Below are 20302 nucleotides of genomic sequence, written 5' to 3' on the forward strand. Positions count from 1 at the left end.
GCAAGCTGGATTTAATGTTGCGGTTTATATCGCATATAAAAATTAGTAAACCACGCTCCCCGGCATTCAACTCGCTGCTGCTTAACTGTCTGAAAACCATAACGTTCAAAAAAGGGTTTTGCGGTTATGCTGGCATCCACCGTAAGTTCGGATTCAGACTTAATCAAAGGTTTTAACAAGGCGCTGGCGACACCGCGGCGGGTGTATTCCGGGTCAACAAATAACATATCGATATAATGTTCAATGCGGGAAATAAAACCAACCGGTTGTGCATTAATGACTGCAACCCGCACTTGTGATTTCGCGAGTTTCTCCTTCCAGCGAGATTCGTCAATCTGCGCCCAGGCGGCAATTTGTTGTGGAGAATAATGCTGACTGGCGGTCATCGTAACCGCTCTAATGAAAATAGCGCATAGTTGCTGAAAATCGCCAGGCTGATAGTTTCTTATTTGTATGTTATTCATAATCCCAACACCAGTTGTCTTTCCATTTGAGGGTCAAGCAACGTCACATGCAGCCCCACCAGCCGCACACCGCGCCCGCCGCGACGTTCATCCCAGGTTTTACGCGCGGTGGCGATTAAGTCAGCTTTATTCAGCCGCGGCCAGACGTGCTCCTGAGTTGTTTGCTGAAAATCGTCGAACTTTAATTTCACCCCCTGGCGAGCAATCAGTAAATCAGGTTTTACCTTTGCCAGACGGCGTTCAAGTTCCGGATACAACCGCTCGATAATTGCTTCACATTCAGACCAGTGATGAATATCTTCCGCCATCGTGCGTTCCACGCCAACGGATTTTCGCAACCGTTCGCTGTTAACGTCGCGCTCGTCAATCCCCTGACTACGCTCCCACAAAATGCGGCCAAATTTGCCAAAGCGTTTAAGCAACGTCACCAAATCACACTTTTGCACATCACCGCAGGTTCGTAGCCCCATCGCTTCCAGCTTTGCTGCCGAGACTTTGCCAACACCGGGAATTTTTGCCAGCGGCAAGGTTTGTAAAAATGCCGAAACTTCTGCCGGAGTAATCACAAACTGGCCGTTGGGTTTATTCATGTCGGAGGCGATTTTGGCGAGAAACTTAACTGGCGCAACGCCCGCAGACGCCGTCAGGTGCAGCTCGTTGAAAATCGTCTGGCGGATTTCCTGGGCGATGAGGGTCGCAGAACCATGGCAATGGACACTATCGGTGACGTCGAGATAAGCTTCATCCAGCGACAGTGGTTCAATGCGCGAAGTGTAACGCGAGAAAATTTCGCGGATATGATTCGAGGCTTCTTTGTAGGCGTCAAAGCGCCCCGGAAGCAAGGTGAGATGCGGGCATAATTTGAGCGCCATCCCTGTCGGCATAGCGCTGCGTACGCCGAATTTACGCGCGGGATAATTGGCGGTGCTGATCACCCCCCGACGTTCGCGGCTGCCGCCAATAGCAATAGGGATATCGCGCAGGGCGGGATTGTCGCGCATCTCCACCGCTGCGAAAAAGCAGTCCATATCCACATGAATGATTTTACGCATTACTCACCTCTCAACACTGGTAAAGTATACAGTGATTTTAAGGTTTGAGAAATGCGTAAAGATTCACCGTTTAACGCGTTCGCTGCGAAAGCACCTGCTGCTTATCCAGCTTTTGCACCAGCGGCTGCACCACTTTATCCCCATGCTGACCAAAGTATTGATACAGCATATCGGACGCACTTTTGGTCAGCACCATAATCTCAATGCGCCGATTACCCGCGCTTTGCGGATTTTTGGCGTCCAGCAGCATCTGGTCCGCCATTGCGCTCACCTGCATCACTTTATCTTCCGGCATTCCGGCCTCTTCCAGCACCCGACGAGCCGAAAGCGCGCGATCGCCCGAAAGGTTCCAGTTGTTGTAGATATTGTTTTTGTAGGCCATCGCATCGGTATGCCCGGTAATAATAATTTTGTTATCGAGCGAGTCGAACACTGGCGCGAGTTCCACCAGCAGCGTTTTAAAGAACGGCATAATCTTCGCGCTGCCACGTTCAAACATATTGCGGTTCTGGTCGTCTTTAATCAGCACGCGTAATCCCTGGGGAACAATCTCCATCTCCAGATTCGCTTCCATATGCGCATCACGGGCGATGGTGTTAATACTGGTTGCCAGCTCGCCAAGCTCGGTGGCAGATTTCTTCTTCAGCAGCGCCGTTTTCTCGTTAACGTCGCGCACTTTTTTCTCCGTCTCTTCCGGCACCGCCACGGTGGCAGGTTTTGGCGGATGAGACGGGCTAATTTTATTTAACGGCGACAGCCCGCCGCCATTGAAAATCGACTGCCCGTGCAGCGCGGCGATAATGCTTTCACGCTCGGATTTACTGACGCTGTTGACAATCCACAGCGTCATAAATAGCGCCATCATTGCCAAAGTAAAGTCGGCGAACGCCACCTTCCACGCCCCGCCGTGGTGCCCGGCATGATTCTTTTTGATCTGCCGCCGAACGATGGTGGTTTTTGCCCCACGATCGCGGCGGTTGCCCGTCTTTCTCATGCTTATTCTTGCTCCAGCATCGCATTCACCCACGCGTCGAGGTTGGCGAAGGTCGGTTTAGATGCCAGATGCAGCAGCTTACGCCCGGCGTCCACCGCCAGCAGCGTCGGTTTGCCGCCTGCCTGCGCCACCAGCACGGTACGCACGCATTCCAGCAAAGAATGTTCCGCCCGCGCCTGTTGTTCCATCGCGTTAGCGAGCGGGTCCATCAGGCAGTAGCAGATAAACACGCCTAAAAACGTCCCCACCAGCGCCGCCGCCACTTTCAGGCCGATCAGGGCGATAGATCCGTCAATTGACTGCATGGTAATGATGATGCCCAGCACCGCCGCGCAAATGCCAAATCCCGGCATCGCTTCGGCGGTACGTTGCAGCGAGCGCGACGGCGTTAACAGCGCCTCTTCGGCGGTGTCCAGCTCCTGATCGAGAATGCCTTCCAGTTCATGAGCGTCAATCTTGCCCATCGCCATCAGGCGAAAGTTATCGGCAATAAAGGTCACCAGCCGTTTCTGAGTTAACACCAGCGGGTATTTCTGGAAAACGGTGCTCTCTTCCGGCTGCTCAATATGCTGATCCAACATCCGCAGGCCACCGTTTTGTACCATTTCGAGCAACTCATACAGGCACATTAATAGCTGGCGCTGAAACTCCGGTCCGAGCTGTTTTTTACTGATTACGCCTTTAATTTGATGGGCGATCTCTTTCAGCACATGCTTCGGGTTACCAATAATCATCGCCCCGAAACCAGCACCTAAAATAATAACTATCTCTGCAGGCTGCCAGATAGCAATTAATTGGCCGCCCGCTTCAAAATACCCGCCGAATACACAGCCGAGCACCACCAGTAAACCTAATATTTTTTGCATGATTTTTTCACTTTAATTCGGATAGACAAAATCACGAATTTTCTGCGCGATCTGTTTATTCAATTGACAAATTCGGGCCTCGGTTAGCCCTAATACCAGCGCAATCTCTTTGAGATTCATCTCATGCTGGTAATACATAGAGAGGATCAGTTGCTCTTTTTCGCTTAATTGTGAAAGCGCCTGTTGCAACATTTGCTGGGTGACAAACTGATCTTCCAGCTCCCTGCCAGCAAGCGGAATGCCAGGCCCTTCACCGTTCAGTAATTCGTCGAGACTGGCGAGCGTTTCCGCCCCTTCCAGTTGCTGATATTCGAGGTAATCTCCATGCGAGATCCCTTCCACGGCCAGTTCTGACCACTCCGGCTCGTGTCCCAGTTTTTTACGCGTTTCGCGAATCAGGTCTTTCATCTGATGATATTTCTGTCGCAGCTGGCGTGGTCGCCAGTCGAGAGCGCGCAGCTCATCAAGGATCGCGCCGCGAATACGGTGCACGGCATAGCCCGCAAAACCTTCGTCCGGCAACCCGTAGCGGCGAATGGCGTTAAGCAGCCCTATTAACGCCGTTTGCTCCATATCCTGACGGTCAATAATGCAGTTGCACTGCGGCGCAAGGTGCCGCACCACTTTACGCACCAGCGGTAAATAAGCCTGTAAATAGTGGCTCTCCTGCTGCGGGGTTAATACCGGCGCAGCAGCAAATTCTTCTGACTCGAATACGTCCTGTAGCATGTTTATATCCGCCTGGTGATTATTGGAAGACCACTTTTTTCACCAGCAAATCCTTATACGGTGCGCTCATTTTGCGACGCTGAAGATCTTTCTTTAACGCGTCAGAAATCAGTTTGCGGATGGCAGATATTTTCATGCCGCGCAAATCTTCAAATTTCATTTCCGTCAGGCATTCAACCGCAATACTTTGATACAGCGGCTCCTGATGTTTTATTTTTTCCGCTTCTTTATCACTGGCGACCACCATCACTAATTCCGCCGACAAATAATGGTCCGCGCCGTTGTTGTCATGCAGCGTGACAATGGTTTCCGGTAGCGTCACAAATACACTTTTGCTTTCATCCAGGGTTGCCACCGTTTCCGTCTGCGCGACGGCAGTCGGTTTTCCCTTTCCGGCATAATGATGCCAGACACCCCATCCAGCTCCGGCCCCCACCATCAACGCCAGAACGGCGCTGACCACGCCCGCCACCACGATTTTCTTCATATTGCCTTTACACTTTGATCAAAACGGATTCGTTCTGTTGAAATTGAGGCGCATCATCAAGCTGTAAGGCGGCACTCACCTCTTCCTGCTGATGGCCCGACTGTTGTTGTTGCTGCGACTGCCCTTCGGAGGAAACCTGTACGTTCACCTCCATAAAATTTTGCGCCGTCAGATGCTGGCGGAGATCGTCGCTAAACTGCTGTAACGCGCGGCAAACTTCACTTTGGTTCGCGCCGATGTGCACCATCAGTTTGCCGTTGTCGAGTTGTACGGCGATCTCGAGCTTGCCAAGCGACGGTGGATCGAGACGGATGGTGGAGATCTGTTGTTGTTTGTTGAGCTGAAAGTGGATCTGATCTTTCAACAGCGTCGTCAGTTTTTCGCCCAGTTCGTCCATCGAAAGCGTGACAGGTTTGGCGACAATCTCCTGATGATCGCTGACCAGCTCCGGCGTCTTAACCTGCAACACCGCACGCGCAATAACCGGTTCGCTGTCCGGCACTTTTTCCGTTTTACGCTCGACCTGCGGTCGCGCGGTCACACGGGTTAGTTCAGGTTTCGGGCGAGCGGGCTGTGCCGATACGCGCGGCTGCGTCGGCGCAATGGCATGTAAATCTTCACTGGCGTAAGTCGCTAGTCTGGCCTGCTGTTCGGGTTTCGCCTGCGGCAACTGACTGATCAGTTCCTGCAACTGCGGCGGCAACGGCGTGAGTTCCTGCTGTTGCGTCGGGCGTTGCGGCGCATTTTGCACCACCGCTTTCGTCAATTGCTGGATAACCGGTGATGTTGCGACGTTTCGCGGCTGCGGCGTGTCCTGATGCGGCGCGGCAGGTTGCGGAAGTAACAGCGCCATTAGCGCCTGCATCGCCACCGGATCGTTCTCCTGCGGGCGCGTCGCCTGTTGCTGACTGGTTTTAGCGCTATGAACGCGCTCCGCTACCGCCGCGACCGCCATTTTCGGCAGGGTAAACGCGGGCGCGTTTTCACCGCTCACCGGCGGTAAAATATCCGCCTTCAACGAAGCGGTTTCCGCAAGCGTTCCGAGCGTGGAAAGCAATGCCGGATTCATGACTTCTCCGAAAGTAAATTAACAATTGAGTAGGCCAGTACGCCTTCCTGATGCCGCTGATGCTGTTCCATACGCGCTTTCAACACTTCTGCGCGCTGCTCGCGCCGTTTAATCAGGGCATTAAACGCGCCGTACAGTTGCGCCTTCACCGCACATAACTGCGCCGCATCGGTTTCCACCGCCGCGTAATCGTGAAACTGGCGCATCAACTGCTGATGCAGTGCCGGAAGGCGTCGCCAGCGTTGCTTGTCGAGGGCTTCATTCATCGCCTCGACCAGCGCGAAAAGTTGCCTGCGTTGTTTTTCCATCGTCTTAACCCAGCTTGCCCGAAAGCCCTTCCCAGCCTTCGCGCAGGTTGCTTAAGATCAGCATCACTTCATCGATTTTCTCTGCCGACAGTTCGCCGCTGGCTTCATACAAGCGATACACACAGTGGTCATAGAGGCGCGAAAGGTTGACCACCAGCTCGCCGCCAGTTTCAAACTCAAGCGAACTGGTGAGCGCATTGAGAATGTCGATGCATTTATTGATGCTCTGGGCTTTCTTCTCGAAACGCCGCCCTTCAATATGGCTTTTGGCGCGTTCCAGCTCGTCCATCAGGCCAGAAAACAGCACCAGCACCAGTTCAAGCGGAGATGCCGCCGCAGTACGCGCCGCGAGATCGATCTCTTTGTATTGCGAATAGCCGTCCTGTACTTGGTACATCTTTAGGGATATTCCTTCTGAGTTACGCGAATGCCGCCATGCTGGCTTTCATGGTGTATACCTCGACCAACGTGTTGGTGTACTCCTCGAGATAACGGTCGTAGTTGGCGTTATAGGTATCGGTAAGCTGGTCGCCTTCGTCCTGAATTTTGCTCATCTGATCGTCAATGTTCTGCTGGCGCAGGGTGATGATGCCGTTGCTGGAGTCCGTGTAGGTGTTAATCAGGTCGTCCATCTGCGCCACCATGCTGTTATCACCAACGAAAATAGACGTCAGGCCGTCAGGATTTTTCTTCATTTCATCGTTGAACTGGTCAGAATCAATTTGTAAGTGGCCGTGAGAATCGAGGGTGATGCCATAGTCAACAATCGACACGCCGTTGTAGCTGGCATGGGCGATATCATCGAGCTGGTTCGCCAGTGAACTGAGTCCGGCGTCGCCCGCAAATACCCCGGCGCTGGTACTGTCATCACCGTGAGTGGTCAGCGAATCAACCGTATCAATCAAGGTGTTATAGGCATCGACAAAGGTCTGTACTTTCTCCTGGCTGGCGCTGGAATCTTCGCTGATGTTAAAGGTGGTGAGATCGCTGTCAGAATCGCTGACTTCGGTGAAAGTCATGGTGACGCCGGGGATCACATCATCAAACGTGTTGCTGCTGTTGGTGATCTCAGGCCCCGTGGCGCTGCCGAGATGAATAATCGCGTCCTGGGCTGAGGAAACATCCGTGGCAACGGGCGCGCTGGCGCTATCGTTGCTGGCGTCATGCCCCGTTACGCTCACCGAAAACGCGCTCTGTGCCCCGGTGCTATCGGAGGTGAGCATAATCGTGGTGGTGCCATCGGTTTTTACCAGTGCTGCCGAGACGCCCGGATTGTCATCGGAGTCGTTAATCGCATTCACCAGCTCGCTGGCGTCGATAAAACCGTCGCCGTCACCGTTCTGATCCGCCGCCGCCAGGTCGATATCCATGGTGCTGTCGCCCATGGTCATTTCAAACGTCCCCGTCGCAGAAAAGGTGTCATCGCCCATACTGAACGTGGTCTGCTGCCCCTGCGCCAGTTGCTCAACGAAAAACGAGTAGCTTCCCGCCTGCGCCTGCGAGTTAGCGGAAACGGTCGCCGAGTCATTATTGCTGGTGGCGGCGAAAGTCACCGGGCCGTCGGTATCGCTGTTCAGCGCGTCGACGGCGCTCTGGAAATCGCTCAACGCCGAGCTGAGCGAGTCCAGGCCGCTGCTTTCAGCATCCAGCTCCGTTTGCTTCTCCTGCAAATTTGCTGCCTGAGTGGCGACATCTGCATAAGCGATTTCTTGCGCAATGGTTCTTGGGTTGATCATTGATGACTCCGGATAACGATGTCAGGTTATTGGCAAAAGGCGTGCCAATATTTTTTATGTGAATAATCAATAGATTGAAAAACAGGCGGAAATAGCGTTTCCGGTCTGGCGGAAGAGTGTCTGCCGCAGAAAGCACAACACCGCCCGCAGGCGGTGTTGAGACTGATGACAAACGCAACACTGCCTGATGCGCTGCGCTTATCAGGCCTACAAGGTTTCTGCAATATATTGAATTTGCAATATTTTGTAGGCCGGATAAGGCGTTCACGCCGCATCCGGCAATCCCGCACTACTGCAGCAGGCTGGAAACCATGCTGGACATGCTGTTGGACTGTTTCAGCATGGTGATACCAGTCTGCATCAGCACCTGCTGTTTGGTCATGTTGGACGCTTCCGTCGCGTAGTCGGTATCCATGATGTTACCGATAGCGACTTCGGTGTTGTCCTGCATGCTGGTCAGGTTGTTGGCGGTATCGTTCAGACGGTTGATAGAGGCACCCAGCTTGGACTGGATCTGCGAAACATCATCCATCGCAGTAGAAATGCTGGTGATCATCTGGTTAGCCGAGCCAGACGCAGTCAGTTCAGTACCGCCAGACACGCCTGCGGTGCCAGTGGTGTCAGCCTGATCCGCGCTAAAAGAGTTGCTGATTGCAGAAAGGTCAGTCACCAACGTGTTCAGTTGGCTTGAAATATTCACGGTCATGGTGTCGGAAGATTCCGCGCCCACCTGGAAAGTTACTGCGCTCTGGAACAGACCGTCAGTACCGGTGTTGCTGGTACCGGAAACACCGAACAGGTTGGTGCCGCCGTAAGTGGTGTTTTGCAGCATGTCAGACATCTGCTGACCCAGTTCGTCGTATTCGTCCTGCATCGCCTGCAGATCGTCGTCGCTGTAGGTGCCGTTCGCTGCCTGAGTTGACAGGTCTTTCATACGACCCAGCACGTCAGACATTTCGTCGAACATGCTGTCGGCGGTTTGCAGCATCGCGGTGGCATCATTGATGTTGCTCAGCGCCACACCCATACCGCTGGACTGTGCAGTCAGACGGTTAGCAATTTGTTTGCCCGCTGCGTCATCGGCAGAAGAGTTAATCCGGTTACCTGTCGCCAGGCGTTCCATAGATGTAGACAGAGAAGAGCTGCTTTTGCTGATGGCATTAACGGCGGCCATTGAGGCGTTATTGGTGTTAATAGATAACATGATACTGCTCCTTGGGATTAATCGTTTTCGTTTCGATACCCTGTAAAAACGACACCTCAGGAGCAAACTTAAAGTCGATTTAAAAAATTTTCACGATGCTTTATCTGATGCCACTTTTAGCTAAAAAAAGCAGAAGTTAAATTCAGATAAAAAGATTATTAGCAATATCTGCCACATGGCCAGGTGTCAAAATATGTCGTTATCAATTGCTTGATATGATTAAGATTACTTTCAGTAAAATCGTTTTTTTCTCAATGTACTGATGCCAAAACTTACATTGCGTTGCAAATAGTACACATTTTACTATTGTGACGGACCCGCCATTTCGTTACATTCCACCACATAGTGATTAGGAATAATCCTATTACCATAAAATATTAATTATCACGTAAACAAATCATCTTCTCAGGGACGCATAAAACACTGTTCTATGCAGTGTGCTATCAGGAAACATTTATCCCTTGCTAAGGTAAACTCAACCATGAGTATTATTATCAACAACTGGCGAATGGACTCGTCGCTTAATGCCTTAATACATTGCGAAACGGGTGAAACACGTCGTCTCGGCGAATACCATTTTATTTTGCTGGAAACATTAGCAAAAAATGCCGAGACGGTTTTATCGCGATCTTATTTATGTGCCGAAGTGTGGAAAAACCGCATTGTCGGCGGCAACAGTCTGCCGACGGCAATCCATGCGCTGCGCGTTGCCATTGACGATGATGGCAAGCAACAGAACATTATTAAAACCATCCCCAAAAAAGGTTACTTGTGCAATAAAGAGTATGTGTCTTTGCCGGAGTCATCGCCTGCGGAAGCGATAATTATTACCGATCACGTACAGGAAACTGTGCCGCCTGTTCCGGAAGAAATACAGCCAACAGCACCACCTGTGACGGGAAGAAAAAAACATAAAGGAATGATGGGGTCAGCGTTAATTGCGGCAGTTATATTTGTTGGTTCGACCGTGGGCTATTCTCATATAAAAAATACGCCTGACGCCCCGCAACTGGTAAAAGAATCCGTTAATAGCCCAAGAATAAAAATATTTCATCTTAGTTCTGGAAAAGAAAATAATTCCGCACCGTTACTGTCACAAACCCTCGCACCAGGAAAAGACAAACTCGATAATTTATTGTCAGCGCATAATATGACCATGACAACCTATTATAAATATGTTCGTAACCGACTGGAGAGTGATATCGTTCTGCGTAACCAGTGCAACGGTAGCTGGCAATTAACGTTTAATGTGGAAGGCTGGCAGAACAGCGATATTAATAGCGCGATGTATCAGAATTTGGAGAAGTTGTTAAATACTGTGCAGAAGTGTTGATGAGTGCCAATATATGCCGGATGCGACGCTAAACGCGTCTTATCCGGCCTACGAAAATCCCGAATGAAATCAATCGGAATTACTGATAGTTTTAGTTATTGGTAACTCTAGCTTTTTATTAATGACAGTTTGCCGGATTCGTTCTGTTTTTTTTATTATTCGCCTACGACTTTCAGGGCTTTGCTTATCCATCAGTTGCTTGAGAGTGGCCATTTCATTCCTTTTTTAACCCGCAGAGTTATAGCATATTCTGCACTGAAATGATTTTTTACGACAGCCTCATTTGATAGATTTTCAATAACCCTAACCCAATAAACTCCTCACCGTCTGGCTGGAAATTCGCGCCTGACCGTTCACCGCCTGTAATAACACCTGATAGTTATGATTGGCGCTGTCGAGCACGCCGCCGAGATTTTCCGATGCCTGCACGGCGTTTTCCGTTTGCGGGAAGCGGGACATGCCGTCGATCAACTGGCGGGCTTTTTCCTGCTGCACCGCCATCTGCGCACGCTGCTGATTAATGTTTTCCAGCATTTGAGAAATCCCCGCACCACCCTGTTGCAAACTTTGCGCTAAACGCTCGGCCTGTGATGGTTCGGCAAAGGTTTTTAGCGGCATAAATGCTGATTTATCGCCATCGGTGCGCACGCTTAAGGTACGTTCGATGTCAGGCCACTGTTTTTCAGTGGTGGAGAAACTGATGCCATCCGCTTGCTGATGCAGCTGCACGCCTACGCGGCGCAGGGCGTTGGTCAGCCGCGTCTGATACTGCGCGGCGCTGTCATCCTCAGACAGCATCACCGCTGAAAGCTGGGTCTGCCGCCCGTCAGAGACGCTGAACATGCGCGTTCCCGGCGTGGGATTGTGTACCAGATTCGCCAGATCCGGCGAGTGAAAAGTCACCCGCGCTTCCCCCTGCAACACCGGCTGCAACTGGCGGTCCACCGCGCCGCCAGAAAGAGTAGTGCGCTTGTCCAGCATCTGCATCAGCGCTGAACTCTGCGCCTGCCCGCCTTTGCGCTGGCTGTGTCGATAATCGAGCAACTGCTGCTCCAGTTGCCCGAGATAATGATCCGCCTGCTGCAACGTGGTGAGCTGGTCGTTAAGCTGCACGCTGTAACGCTGCGGGCGAGTGGTAATCAGCGGCGAGGCCGGATATTCACTCGCCGTCGCCGGGAGCTTTTGCCGCACAGCCTGAGTGGGCGCAACGGTTGACGACGATACCGCAGCGCTATGCGCGCCGCCAGTGGCGAGTGACGAAGAAGTAAGTCCGACCTGCATACTGTTCCTGAAAGAGTTAGAGAACGCTGAACAAATTCAACTCACTCACTTTCGAGTAAGTCTTGAGGGTAGCTTCCATTGCCACTTCCAGTCCGGTAAAGGTGATCGACGCCGGGCCGTAATCGAGATCCTGTAATGAACCGATCAACTCATCATTAGAGGTAGAGATATCGGTCTGTGCATCGCTCAGCATCGACATGGTGTTCTGCGTCTCGCCGAGCGACGCAATTGAGGCGTTGAGGTCGTCCGAGGCGGTGTCCACCACATCGACGGCGTTCTGAATATCGCTCTGCACCTGCGGATCGGCCGGGTCAACGTCCGGGTTTTGCAGCTCCTGGGAGAGCGAATTAAGCGTGTTGAGCACGTCTAAATTGCTGCCGAAGAAATCGCTCGCCGCCACGTTGGTATCCACTTCCACGCCGTTCGACACCGTGGTCTGGCGGTGGTCGCTGTTACCCTGATAGCTGTAGCTGTCGGTAACGCCGTCGCCGTCATCGTCCACTGCCACGATCGGCGGCTGATCGTTGATAGTGCCGCCAAACACGTAGTGCCCGTCTTCGTCCTGATAGTTCAGCGCCGCGACCATCGATTCGGTGAGCGACTCAATATCCTGGCCGAGGCTTGCGAGCGAATCAGCAGTATTGGTGCCGTTCGCCGCTTCCAGCAGGTCGTCACGCACCGCCAGCAGGCTGTTGTTGACGCCATCGAGAATCGATTCCTGCTGGCTTAACCCCGCCGACGCGGAGTCGATATTGCTCTGATACTGCTCAATCGCCGACTGCTGGCGGTTCAACTGGGTGATACGCGTGGCGGCGATGGGGTCATCCGACGGCTGCAAAATCTGCTTGCCGGTTGCCATCTGCTCGACCACATGCGCCAGATCGCCGGAGAGATCATTAAAACTTTGCGTCATCGAGACGTAGGTTTGTTGGGTGGTTACTCGCATTCTCGCGCTCCCGCTTAGCTGCACATTTCCAGCACCGAATCGAAAATCTCGGCCCCGGCGGAAATGACTTTCAGATTGGCTTCATAAATTTGTTGATAGGTGATGAGGTTCACCGCTTCTTCGTCCATGCTGACGCCGCTGACGCTGCTCTGCTGGTTTTGCGCTGCGGAATAGACATTGGACGCGGCATCGATTTCCGTCTGATTTTGCTGACTGTAAATGCCGATATTGCTGATGATTGACGAGCACGCCTGCCCGACCGTCACGCTGCCAAGATTGTCGATTTCCAGCGGTTCGGTGGAGATATTGATCAGCGCCTGCAGGTTGTCGCTGTTGCCGCTTTCGTCCGGCGAACTGGAGAACGCCAGCTCGTCGGCGGTGATATTCGGGTTAACGGTCAGTGGACCATCGGCATTGCTGGCGTCGTAAATAAACAGCGGCTCGCCGGGGTTACCGTTGAGATCGTAGCCCTGCGCCAGCTGGTTGTTGACCGCATCAGCAAACTGCGACGCCATGCTGTTGATGGTATCGGTCAGCGGCGTCAGTACATCGTTTTGATAATCAAACAGTGCGCCTAATGAACCGCCGGTGTCGGTGGTCATCGTTGACGTGGTTCCGGCGAAGGTCAGCGACATGGTCGGCGTGCCGTCGGCGTTGGTTTCCAGCGCGATGGTCGAACTTTGCTGCCCGCTCACCAGCGGCTGACCGTTTTGCAGGGTGACGTTGTAGTTGCCCTGGTCATCGATATTGACCTGCACATCCATCATCCCGCTGAGTTCTTCCACCATCTGATCGCGAGCGTCGTACAGCGCGGAGGCGTTATCACCGTTGGCTTCGGCCTGGGCGATTTGCTGGTTATAGCTGGCGATGCCGCTGGTGAGCGTGTTGATTTGCGACACCATCGCCTGCTGCTGGCTGATGATTTCCGTACTTTGCGAGTCGACGTAATCGAGCGTGTTATCAATACGCAACGACAGCGCCCCGGCTTCGCTGATCACCTGCTCGCGCAGGGCGGAATCGTCAGGGCTGGTGGTGGCTTCGTTAAGGGCGGCGAAGAAGTTATCGAAGCCGCCGCTCAGGCTGCTGTTATCGTCGCTCAATACCGCTTCCAGCTGGCTAAGATACCCCTGCTGGGTGCTGTAATAGCCGTAATCGCTGGCGGCATACCACACCTGATTCACCTGATACTGGTTGGAGACGCGACGAATGCTGTCCACCTGTACGCCGTTACCGGCGCTGTTCGGCGAACCACCGCTGGCACCGATGGTGCTGATCTCCGCCACCTGGCGGGTATAGCCCGTGGTCATGGCGTTAGCGGTGTTTTGCGCCGTGACGTTCAGCTCCACCTGCGCCGTTGATGCGCCGCTGTAGCCGATGTTAATCATGTCCATGTTGGGTCCTTACCGGTAAATCGTGCCGGTTAAAAGCGGCGTGAAGATGGGGATTCTTAAGTTCCGTAAACCGGGTGCCAAATGCCGGATGCGGCGTACATACGGGCGCAAACATAAAAATATGCGCGGACTCGTAGGCCTGATAAGACGCGACAGCGTCGCATCAGGCACCGAACGCCGGAGCCTCATTTATGCTTCGGCGACAGCTGCTTCACAATCATCGCCGCAATGCCAATCCCATGCTGCTGCGCCAGGGTGTTACACAACTCATCGTCATAAAACCCCTGCATCATGCGCACCGAATCGCTGTTAAACGGGTTATCTTTCGAATCAAACAACTCGTTGGTTTTACGCATCTCTTTCAGCATGTTGCGTAAAAAAATCGCCTCAAACTGCTCCGCGGCCTGCTTGATATCATTGGCCTGAACCTTCGGCCCCATTAACGCATCGCTGCCGTCAATCCCACCGCTGGCGTTCACTTTCATCAGATCACCTCCAGGTCGGCATCCAGCGCTCCCGCTTCATGCAGCGCCTGCAAAATCGACATAATGTCATCCGGCGTCGCGCCTAAACTGTTCAACGCATTAACCAGCGTTTTCAGGCTACTCGACTCCGGCAAACTCACCACCCCAGGGCGCGCATGATTCACCGCGATATTGCTCTGCGGCGTTACCGCCGTGCGCCCGCCCGCAAAGGCATTCGACTGGCTGACGTTGCTGGTTTCGTTAATTGAGACGGTCAAACTGCCGTGCGACACCGCCGCCGCATGCAGCGCGATGCCATCGCCCATCACCACCGTGCCAGTGCGCGAGTTAAACACCACGCGGGCGCGGATTTTCTCCGCCTGCACTTGCACATCGTCCAGTTGCGACATAAACGCCACCCGCGCGCCGGGGCTGGTGGGCGCGCGCACGGTAACGTTGGTGGAACTCTGCGCCGTGGCGATGCCGCCAAACGAGGCGTTGATCGCCGCCGCAATATTGTTGGCATCTTTAAACGACGGACGTTTCAGGTTGAGGGTGATGGTGTCGCCCATCTGAAAATCGCTGGGGATCTCGCGCTCCACCGTCGCGCCGTTGGGAATTAACCCGGCAGTCGGCGTATTAACCGTTACGCTCGAGCCACTGGCCCCGGTGGCATTCATCCCGCCCACCACCACGCTGCCCTGCGCCAGGGCATAAACTTCGCCATCTGCGCCGTGCAACTGGGTCAGCAGCAAGGTGCCGCCACGAATACTTTTGGCATCGCCAATCGACGAAACGGTGACATCAATGGTCTGCCCACGCGAGTACATCGGTGGCAGCGTGGCGCTCACCGCCACCGCGGCGACGTTTTTCACCTTCGGGTCAATTTTATTTGGCAGTTGCACGCCGAACTGGCGCAGCATATTGGTGATGGTCTGGTTGGTGAATTTGACCTGATTTTTATCGCCAGTGCCGTCGAGGCCGACCACCAGGCTGTAGCCGACCAGTTGGTTTTCGCGCACGCCCTGTACGTTGACCAGCGACTCCAGCGATTGCGCCAGCGCCACACCGGGCAGCGCCAGGCTTACGGCTACGACCACCGTTTTTATCCAGTTTTGCATTGCACTCTCCGGCATTAAATCGGGAACAGAGGATGGTTAAACAGCCGCGTCAGCCAGCCTGCGGCATTGGCGTCGCTTAACGCGCCGCGTCCGGCGTAGGAGATGCGGGCGTCGGCGATCCGCTGGGAGGAAACCGAGTTGTCGTTCTGGATGTCGTCGGCGCGCACCAGGCCGCTTAAACGGATGTACTCATCGCCCTGGTTGAGGGTCAGCCATTTCTCACCACGAATTTCGAGGATGCCGTTGGGCTGCACACCATGTACAGAAACAGTGATCTCCCCGCGCAAGCTGTTCTGCTGCTGGGAAGTGGCGCTGCCGTCAAAGTCGCGGTTGGCGTCGATAGAGCCGGAAAGCTTATCTTTGGTGTGTCCAAAAATGGTCGGCGCGCCAATATCGACGGTGTTGCTTTTGCCGAAGTTGGTTTTCGCCTGTTTGCTCGACTGGGTGGATTCTTCAAGGATCACCGTCAGGATATCGCCCACGCGGTAAGCCCGCCGATCGGCGGTTAGCGACCAGTTGTAGCCGGTTTCAAACACACCCCCGGCACGCCCGTCTGCCGGAGGTGGCGCTTCGGTGGTTGGTGGCGCAAAGTATGCGTCGTCTTTTTTGACCAGAATGGCCTGCGATTCACACCCGCTAAGCAGGGGAAGCAGTGCCACCAGCCAGAGATAATTTTTCACGTTCTGCCTGTTTTAAATACAGTGAGTTATGTGCTCTTGTAGGTCGGATAAGACGCGTCAGCGTCGCATCCGACATTTCGGCCTTACAGCGTCTGGCTGATGTACTGCAACATATCGTCCGCTGCCGACACCATTTTGGCGTTCATCTCGTAAGCGCGTTGCACCGTAATCATCGCCACCATTTCGTTGACGATATCCACGTTCGATCCTTCCAGCGCGTTGTCCTGCAAGGTGCCAAGCCCATCTTCGCCCGGCACGCCTTCGGTCGGCTGACCGCTGGCGGCGGTTTCCAGATAGAGGTTGTCACCCTCGGCGGAAAGCCCCGCCGGGTTGGCGAAGTTCACCAGTGTCAGTTGCCCTAACTCGGTCACATCGCTGTCGCCGGGTAAGATCGCCGTCACCGTGCCATCCTCACCAAACGCAACGTTGGTCGCCCCCGCCGGTACGTCGATCTCCGGCTGCAACGGCAAGCCCTGCGAGTTGGTTAGCACGCCGTCAGCGTTCACCTGCAAATTGCCGTCGCGGGTATAGGCGATATCGCCGTTGGCCTTTTGCACCTGCAAAAATCCCTGCCCCATAATGGCGACGTTCATGGCGTTGTCGGTGGTTTCGACGTTGCCTTCGGTAAAGGTTTTTTGGGTGCCGACAATGCGCACGCCACTACCGAATTGCAGCCCGGTCGGCATGATGTTGTTCTGGTCGAGCATCGCGCCCGGCGCTTCCTGGGTCTGGTAGAACAGATCCTGAAACATCACCCGGTCGCGCTTGAAGCCGGTGGTGTTAACGTTGGCGATGTTGTTGGCAATCGCGCTCATTTCAGCATCCTGCGCCGAGAGGCCGGTTTTGCTGATCCATAATGCTGCGTTCATGGTGGTAAATTCCGTGTTGTTTTTGGGCCGCGGTTGCCGGATGCGGCGTGAGCGCCTTATCCGGCCTACGAAGTGCGGTTACGAGCCGCGCAATAAACGGTTGCCCGCGTAGCTGATATCTTCGGCGGTTTTCATCATTTTGATCTGCGCTTCAAACTGGCGGTTCATGGCGATGGACGACATCATCTCGCTCACCGCCGAGACGTTGCTGCCCTCCAGAAAACCGCCGCTGACTTTGATGTTTTCATCGCGCTGAGCCGGAACGCCGTCTGCCGTTATCAGCATCCCTTCAGGATTTTTCGCCAGGTTAGCGACCGGGATATCCACCAGCTTCAGGCGGTCGATATCCATCGTCGCGGTCACGTCGCCGTCATCGGGCGTCACCGACAGCGTGCCGTCGCTGCCAAACGAGGCGATGGCGTTCGGCGGCAGAATGATCGGCCCGTTATCCCCCAGCACCAGATTGCCGTCGATGGTCAGTTGCCCCTGATCGTCCTGCTGAATGTTGCCGTTGCGGGTATAGACTTCGTTGCCGTTTTTATCCTGCACCGCAATGTAACCCGCGCCCTGAATCGCCACGTCCAGCGGGCGTTCGGTTTTCTCCGCCACGCCCGTGCTGTCGTTCACGCCACTGGCCCCTTCCTGCGCCATATAGCGCGTGTCGAAGCCGCCGCCTTTCACCTTGTCGTTGGTCGCCATTGCCATATCGGCACGAAAACCGTTGGTGTTGACATTGGCCAGGTTGTTGGCGCTAATTTGCTGCTCGTACAAAGTCTGCGAAGCCCCGCTCAGGGCGGTATAAATCAAGCGATCCATTACATTGCCTGGAACAGCGCGTCATCGAGCTGCGTGCTGGTGGCGATAACTTTGGTGTTGGCCTGATAGTTACGCTGGGCGGTCATCAGGTTGACCAGTTCGCTGGTGATATCGACGTTGGAGCTTTCAAGCGCGCCTGAGGTGAGCGTGCCGCTGGTGCCGGAGCCGGGAACGCCAATCAGCGGTGTGCCGGATTCCCCGGTTTGTACCCACGCGGTGCCGCTCACCGCTTGCAGGCCGTCATCGTTGGGGAACGTCGCCAGTACTACCTGCCCCTGTAACATGCGCTCGCCGTTGCTGTAGGTGGCGTAAACTTTGCCGTCGCCATCAACCTGCACGCCGTTCTGGGTGGCAGAGGCATAGCCGTCGGCGGCGTTGTTAGTGACAGAAAAATCAGAGCCATATTGCGTACAGGTCGAGTAATCGACGGTTAAATCGATAGGCGCGGCGGCGTCGGTCTGAAACTCAATGGTCTGCGGCGTGGTGGGCGAGGTCAGTTTCCCGGTATTCGGGTCGAAGGTTAAGGTGGTCGCCGGAACGCCAGTCTGCTGCTGGCCGTCGAAGGTGTACTGCACTTCCCAGATGTTATCGCTGGTTTTGGTGAAGTACTGGCATACCGAGTGTTCATTACCTAATGAGTCGTACACCGTGGTGGTGTAGCTGTCGGTGTACGAGCTACTGTTGGCCGGGTCGAACGGTACGGTGGTGCGGTCGATAGCCGCATCGCTGGCGTTGAAGTTGGCGGTAAAGGTCAGGCTGCTGCTGGCCTGCGCCGGAATATTGCCGGTTTTGATCTGGATATCTGTGACTGTACCGGTTTGCAGGGTGCCAGTGTCATCCACCGGATACCCCTGCAAATAAGCGCCTGAGGCGTTAACGATATAGCCGTTTTTGTCGGTTTCAAACGATCCGGCGCGGGTATAAGAAATGTTGCCCGCGCTGTCGCAGGTAACAAAAAAGCCGTCGTCGTTAATCGCCAGATCCAGCGCGTTGCCGGTCGATACCAGAGAACCGCCGCGAGAGATACTTTGCGCGGTACCTGCCACGCTGACGCCCATCGCCTGGCTTCCGGCATACATGGCGGAAAACTGGGTGGTCATCGACTTATAGCCCACCGTTCCGGCGTTGGCGATGTTGTTACTGATCCCGTCCAGCTGTTCGTTAACGGCATTCAGCCCCGTTGCGGCAATTTCATAACTCATTGTTTCTTCCTGTTAATTCAGATTTTTGACAGCGTGCCCGTTGTTTTGCCGGATGCGGCGTGAACGCCTTATCCGGCCTACAAAACCATGCAGATTCATGTAGGCCTGATAAGCGAAGCGCATCAGGCAATTTGGCACCGGTCATCACGCCACATCACTGTCGGCATCGGGTACGCCAAACTGGCTAATCATGGTGAACGGCACTTCGCCCACACCTGCAACGTTGAGCACCGGAGAGCTGCCGTCGAGCGGGATGCGCACATCTTCCACTTCGCCGGAGACTTCAATCGGCACCTCTTCTTCCCCGGTGTTGGTCACCACCGAAACGTCGTAATCGCCGGGCGGGATGCCGTAATCGGCGGGATCCACCGAGAAATCAACCTGGCCTGGCCCGACGGAAGAACTACCCTCCGGGATCAGCGATACCGTGTAGTCATCGCCTGCGGCATCGGTAAAGTGGAGATCGGCGGTGGTACAGGCGTCGTCAAGCGTGGCGCGACCGTTAATGGTCTGGTCACTCACCTGCAAGGCGGTGGTCTGCACCATAATGTCGTCGCCCACCAGGTTGCCGAGCGCCATCACCTGAATGTTGCTCATCAGCACCGCGTTGGTGTTGGCCTGCACGCTCATCTCTTCCATCATCGCCACCTGCGCCATCGACGAAAGCTGGTCGATGTATTCGGTGGCGTCGGTCGGGTCGGTCGGGTCCTGGTTTTGGATCTCGGCGACAAACAGCGTCAGGAAGGTATCGACGGGCGAGCTATCGCTGCTGCTTGTTGTGTCGCTGGCCGCCACATTATTGTTTTCCGCCGTGGCGGTCGGCTGCGACGATTGCGCATTCAGCGCCAGGGTATTCATCAGGCTTCTCCCAGTTTCAGCAAACTTTGCTGCATACTTTTCACGTTGTTGAGCACATCGACATTGGTTTCGAAATCGCGCGAAGCTGACATCATGTCCGCCATCTGTTCCACCACATTGACGTCGGGATACCAGACATCCCCGTTAGCATCGGCCAGCGGCGAATGCGGTTCATAGCGTTTCACCGTCCCGCCGGTTTGCAGCACGTCCTGCACCTGCACGCTGGCGCCGTCGATCGCATGACGATGCGTTCCCGCCAGCAAGCTGTGGTGATACACCGCCGCAAACACCGGGCTGCGCGCTTTATACGCCTGCGCCTCACTGCTGGCGGGCGCATTGGCATTCGCCAGGTTACTGGCAACGGTATTCAGACGTAGCGTTTGCGCCGTCATCGCCGAGCCGGAAATCTGATAGATATCAGTAAATGACATG

At 54.4% G+C, this 20302-nt stretch carries 23 protein-coding genes; 1 reads left to right on the forward strand and 22 read right to left on the reverse strand.

Translation table 11 applies throughout. From position 1 onward, the window contains the following. Positions 1 to 11: 11 nt before the first annotated feature. The 11 genes from FEK50_RS19005 to lafA form a co-directional block, all read right to left on the reverse strand. Positions 12 to 464 carry a GNAT family N-acetyltransferase gene (locus FEK50_RS19005; RefSeq protein WP_130209683.1) on the reverse strand — a complete coding sequence of 151 codons (453 nt, stop codon included), beginning with the start codon at positions 462 to 464 and terminating at the stop codon, positions 12 to 14. Continuing rightward, entirely contained in the window at positions 461 to 1516 is a 1056-nt protein-coding gene (gene dinB, locus FEK50_RS19010) for a DNA polymerase IV (RefSeq protein WP_130209685.1), read from the reverse strand. The genes FEK50_RS19005 and dinB overlap by 4 nt, the downstream gene beginning before the upstream one ends. A gap of 70 nt (positions 1517 to 1586) precedes the next feature. After that, a complete protein-coding gene (lafU, locus tag FEK50_RS19015) occupies positions 1587 to 2510 on the reverse strand; it encodes a putative lateral flagellar export/assembly protein LafU (protein ID WP_131161618.1) in 924 nt (307 codons plus the stop codon). Positions 2511 to 2512: 2 nt separating this feature from the next. Then, the gene (gene motA, locus FEK50_RS19020; protein WP_131161619.1) at positions 2513 to 3376 is read right to left on the reverse strand and encodes a flagellar motor stator protein MotA; all 864 of its coding nucleotides are present in this window, start codon (positions 3374 to 3376) and stop codon (positions 2513 to 2515) included. A 12-nt stretch (positions 3377 to 3388) separates the two neighbouring features. Then, a complete protein-coding gene (locus FEK50_RS19025) occupies positions 3389 to 4105 on the reverse strand; it encodes a FliA/WhiG family RNA polymerase sigma factor (RefSeq protein ID WP_130218408.1) in 717 nt (238 codons plus the stop codon). A gap of 19 nt (positions 4106 to 4124) precedes the next feature. Beyond that, positions 4125 to 4592, reverse strand: a complete 468-nt coding sequence (locus FEK50_RS19030; protein WP_131161620.1) for a flagellar basal body-associated FliL family protein — start codon at positions 4590 to 4592, stop codon at positions 4125 to 4127. Positions 4593 to 4599: 7 nt separating this feature from the next. Continuing rightward, positions 4600 to 5661, reverse strand: coding sequence for a flagellar hook-length control protein FliK (locus FEK50_RS19035; protein WP_131161621.1), 1062 nt, complete (start codon positions 5659 to 5661; stop codon positions 4600 to 4602). Then, positions 5658 to 5969: a flagellar protein FliT gene (locus FEK50_RS19040; RefSeq protein WP_131161622.1), complete on the reverse strand. Its 312-nt coding sequence runs from the start codon at positions 5967 to 5969 to the stop codon at positions 5658 to 5660. The genes FEK50_RS19035 and FEK50_RS19040 overlap by 4 nt, the downstream gene beginning before the upstream one ends. 4 nt (positions 5970 to 5973) lie before the next feature. Continuing rightward, complete coding sequence (gene fliS, locus FEK50_RS19045; RefSeq protein WP_000285319.1) at positions 5974 to 6366, reverse strand: flagellar export chaperone FliS; 393 nt, start codon at positions 6364 to 6366, stop codon at positions 5974 to 5976. Positions 6367 to 6388: 22 nt separating this feature from the next. Beyond that, positions 6389 to 7705, reverse strand: coding sequence for a flagellar filament capping protein FliD (gene fliD, locus FEK50_RS19050; RefSeq protein ID WP_131161623.1), 1317 nt, complete (start codon positions 7703 to 7705; stop codon positions 6389 to 6391). A gap of 289 nt (positions 7706 to 7994) precedes the next feature. Then, entirely contained in the window at positions 7995 to 8909 is a 915-nt protein-coding gene (lafA, locus tag FEK50_RS19060) for a lateral flagellin LafA (RefSeq protein ID WP_000949083.1), read from the reverse strand. Between the two features lie 481 nt (positions 8910 to 9390). Between lafA and FEK50_RS19065 the strand changes: the two genes are divergently transcribed. Then, positions 9391 to 10242, forward strand: a complete 852-nt coding sequence (locus tag FEK50_RS19065) for a winged helix-turn-helix domain-containing protein (protein WP_131161625.1) — start codon at positions 9391 to 9393, stop codon at positions 10240 to 10242. A gap of 303 nt (positions 10243 to 10545) precedes the next feature. On the opposite strand, the gene FEK50_RS19070 is transcribed toward FEK50_RS19065, so the two are convergent. The 11 genes from FEK50_RS19070 to flgC form a co-directional block, all read right to left on the reverse strand. After that, positions 10546 to 11523 carry a flagellar hook-associated protein gene (locus FEK50_RS19070; protein WP_131161626.1) on the reverse strand — a complete coding sequence of 326 codons (978 nt, stop codon included), beginning with the start codon at positions 11521 to 11523 and terminating at the stop codon, positions 10546 to 10548. A 16-nt stretch (positions 11524 to 11539) separates the two neighbouring features. Further along, a complete protein-coding gene (gene flgL, locus FEK50_RS19075) occupies positions 11540 to 12469 on the reverse strand; it encodes a flagellar hook-associated protein FlgL (RefSeq protein WP_131161627.1) in 930 nt (309 codons plus the stop codon). A gap of 14 nt (positions 12470 to 12483) precedes the next feature. Beyond that, positions 12484 to 13860, reverse strand: a complete 1377-nt coding sequence (gene flgK, locus FEK50_RS19080; protein ID WP_131161628.1) for a flagellar hook-associated protein FlgK — start codon at positions 13858 to 13860, stop codon at positions 12484 to 12486. A gap of 185 nt (positions 13861 to 14045) precedes the next feature. Then, a complete protein-coding gene (locus tag FEK50_RS19085) occupies positions 14046 to 14345 on the reverse strand; it encodes a rod-binding protein (RefSeq protein WP_000867179.1) in 300 nt (99 codons plus the stop codon). Beyond that, entirely contained in the window at positions 14345 to 15445 is a 1101-nt protein-coding gene (locus FEK50_RS19090) for a flagellar basal body P-ring protein FlgI (RefSeq protein WP_131161629.1), read from the reverse strand. The genes FEK50_RS19085 and FEK50_RS19090 overlap by 1 nt, the downstream gene beginning before the upstream one ends. Before the next feature lie 14 nt (positions 15446 to 15459). Continuing rightward, a complete protein-coding gene (flgH, locus tag FEK50_RS19095; protein WP_131161630.1) occupies positions 15460 to 16125 on the reverse strand; it encodes a flagellar basal body L-ring protein FlgH in 666 nt (221 codons plus the stop codon). Positions 16126 to 16208: 83 nt separating this feature from the next. Beyond that, the gene (flgG, locus tag FEK50_RS19100; RefSeq protein WP_000990540.1) at positions 16209 to 16994 is read right to left on the reverse strand and encodes a flagellar basal-body rod protein FlgG; all 786 of its coding nucleotides are present in this window, start codon (positions 16992 to 16994) and stop codon (positions 16209 to 16211) included. Positions 16995 to 17072: 78 nt separating this feature from the next. Then, complete coding sequence (locus FEK50_RS19105) at positions 17073 to 17810, reverse strand: flagellar basal body rod protein FlgF (protein WP_135524381.1); 738 nt, start codon at positions 17808 to 17810, stop codon at positions 17073 to 17075. Continuing rightward, complete coding sequence (gene flgE / locus FEK50_RS19110) at positions 17810 to 19012, reverse strand: flagellar hook protein FlgE (protein WP_131161631.1); 1203 nt, start codon at positions 19010 to 19012, stop codon at positions 17810 to 17812. The genes FEK50_RS19105 and flgE overlap by 1 nt, the downstream gene beginning before the upstream one ends. Positions 19013 to 19156: 144 nt before the next feature. Continuing rightward, on the reverse strand, positions 19157 to 19870 hold the full coding sequence (locus FEK50_RS19115; RefSeq protein WP_131161632.1) for a flagellar hook capping FlgD N-terminal domain-containing protein: 714 nt from the start codon (positions 19868 to 19870) through the stop codon (positions 19157 to 19159). Then, a complete protein-coding gene (flgC, locus tag FEK50_RS19120; protein ID WP_131161633.1) occupies positions 19870 to 20301 on the reverse strand; it encodes a flagellar basal body rod protein FlgC in 432 nt (143 codons plus the stop codon). Before flgC ends, FEK50_RS19115 begins: the two co-directional genes overlap by 1 nt. Position 20302: the final 1 nt, after the last annotated feature.

The sequence above is a fragment of the Escherichia sp. E2586 genome (assembly GCF_005781105.1).
In the GTDB taxonomy this organism is placed as follows: Bacteria; Pseudomonadota; Gammaproteobacteria; order Enterobacterales; family Enterobacteriaceae; genus Escherichia.

Bases quoted from the DNA above. Each gene is read 5' to 3' on its own strand.
- FEK50_RS19005 (WP_130209683.1), bottom strand. From the start codon at position 464: ATGAATAACATACAAATAAGAAACTATCAGCCTGGCGATTTTCAGCAA.
- dinB (WP_130209685.1), bottom strand. From the start codon at position 1,516: ATGCGTAAAATCATTCATGTGGATATGGACTGCTTTTTCGCAGCGGTG.
- lafU (WP_131161618.1), bottom strand. From the start codon at position 2,510: ATGAGAAAGACGGGCAACCGCCGCGATCGTGGGGCAAAAACCACCATC.
- motA (WP_131161619.1), bottom strand. From the start codon at position 3,376: ATGCAAAAAATATTAGGTTTACTGGTGGTGCTCGGCTGTGTATTCGGC.
- FEK50_RS19025 (WP_130218408.1), bottom strand. From the start codon at position 4,105: ATGCTACAGGACGTATTCGAGTCAGAAGAATTTGCTGCTGCGCCGGTA.
- FEK50_RS19030 (WP_131161620.1), bottom strand. From the start codon at position 4,592: ATGAAGAAAATCGTGGTGGCGGGCGTGGTCAGCGCCGTTCTGGCGTTG.
- FEK50_RS19035 (WP_131161621.1), bottom strand. From the start codon at position 5,661: ATGAATCCGGCATTGCTTTCCACGCTCGGAACGCTTGCGGAAACCGCT.
- FEK50_RS19040 (WP_131161622.1), bottom strand. From the start codon at position 5,969: ATGGAAAAACAACGCAGGCAACTTTTCGCGCTGGTCGAGGCGATGAAT.
- fliS (WP_000285319.1), bottom strand. From the start codon at position 6,366: ATGTACCAAGTACAGGACGGCTATTCGCAATACAAAGAGATCGATCTC.
- fliD (WP_131161623.1), bottom strand. From the start codon at position 7,705: ATGATCAACCCAAGAACCATTGCGCAAGAAATCGCTTATGCAGATGTC.
- lafA (WP_000949083.1), bottom strand. From the start codon at position 8,909: ATGTTATCTATTAACACCAATAACGCCTCAATGGCCGCCGTTAATGCC.
- FEK50_RS19065 (WP_131161625.1), top strand. From the start codon at position 9,391: ATGAGTATTATTATCAACAACTGGCGAATGGACTCGTCGCTTAATGCC.
- FEK50_RS19070 (WP_131161626.1), bottom strand. From the start codon at position 11,523: ATGCAGGTCGGACTTACTTCTTCGTCACTCGCCACTGGCGGCGCGCAT.
- flgL (WP_131161627.1), bottom strand. From the start codon at position 12,469: ATGCGAGTAACCACCCAACAAACCTACGTCTCGATGACGCAAAGTTTT.
- flgK (WP_131161628.1), bottom strand. From the start codon at position 13,860: ATGGACATGATTAACATCGGCTACAGCGGCGCATCAACGGCGCAGGTG.
- FEK50_RS19085 (WP_000867179.1), bottom strand. From the start codon at position 14,345: ATGAAAGTGAACGCCAGCGGTGGGATTGACGGCAGCGATGCGTTAATG.
- FEK50_RS19090 (WP_131161629.1), bottom strand. From the start codon at position 15,445: ATGCAAAACTGGATAAAAACGGTGGTCGTAGCCGTAAGCCTGGCGCTG.
- flgG (WP_000990540.1), bottom strand. From the start codon at position 16,994: ATGAACGCAGCATTATGGATCAGCAAAACCGGCCTCTCGGCGCAGGAT.
- FEK50_RS19105 (WP_135524381.1), bottom strand. From the start codon at position 17,810: ATGGATCGCTTGATTTATACCGCCCTGAGCGGGGCTTCGCAGACTTTG.
- flgE (WP_131161631.1), bottom strand. From the start codon at position 19,012: ATGAGTTATGAAATTGCCGCAACGGGGCTGAATGCCGTTAACGAACAG.
- FEK50_RS19115 (WP_131161632.1), bottom strand. From the start codon at position 19,870: ATGAATACCCTGGCGCTGAATGCGCAATCGTCGCAGCCGACCGCCACG.
- flgC (WP_131161633.1), bottom strand. From the start codon at position 20,301: ATGTCATTTACTGATATCTATCAGATTTCCGGCTCGGCGATGACGGCG.